The 819-nt window shown below is 68.0% G+C and carries 1 protein-coding gene; it reads right to left on the bottom strand.

What is annotated here, in order from left to right; translation table 11 throughout:
- Positions 1–55 precede the first annotated feature (55 nt).
- Positions 56–819 (bottom strand): transposase (locus MKK51_RS01130; RefSeq protein ID WP_243974466.1); only part of this gene is annotated, 764 nt, incomplete at its 5' end.

Here is an 819-nt window from a genome sequence, read left to right as displayed (position 1 = left end):
CAGGCTGTGTGGGAACTGATTGGAGGCTCCGGTTTGACCGGGGCCTCTTTTGGTATCAGGCGGCCTTGGCCTTGAGGTTGATGGTGCGGAGCAGGTTGTAGGCGAGGACGGAGAGAGCGATCTCGGTGCGGGTGCCCTTGAGATTGCGTGTCAGGAAGCGACCGCCGGCCATCATTCTCTTGATGGTGCCGAAGGGATGCTCGACGGCGCATCGTCTGGCCCGCATCCTCTCGGGCGTGGCCCGCGCGGCCATGCGGTTGAGCGCGTCGTCGTCGAGATGGCGCTCGACGAAGCGCCGCTCGGCCGTGGTGCAGCGGACCTTGAGGTCACAGCCGGAACAGTCCTGCGCGGCATAGGTCACGTGGCGCTTCTTGCGGTGGAGCTGTTTGCGGATCAGGCTGCGACCGCCCGGGCAGACGAGCGTGTCGGTCTCGGGCTGGTAGGTGAAGGCCGTGCGGTCGAACAGGGTGCCGTCGCCCCGGTTGTTGACCGCACGCTGAGGCGGCACGCAGGCCAGGATTCCATCGCGCTCGCAGGCGCTGGCATGCTCGCCGGTACCGTATCCCTTGTCGGCCACCACCGTCAGCGCAGCCAGGTCGAGGACCGTTTTCGTGGCATCGGCCATGGGGTGCAGCTGGCGCCGGTCGGTCGGCTCGTCGGTCACCGCATGATGGACGATCAGGCCGGTCTCGGCATCCACGACGCTCTGCACGTTGTAGGCGGGCGGTTTGGGTCCGGCGCCCTGGCCCATCGGCCGGGCATCCGCCTCGCCCTCGACCAGGGTCGTGCGGTCTTCCTCGTCCATGCGGGCCGCCAGCC

It is taken from the genome of Methylobacterium sp. E-045 (assembly GCF_022829685.1).
GTDB lineage: Bacteria > Pseudomonadota > Alphaproteobacteria > Rhizobiales > Beijerinckiaceae > Methylobacterium.
Note: the sequence above shows the minus strand (reverse complement) of the source record. Positions and strands in the feature narration are given on the sequence as shown.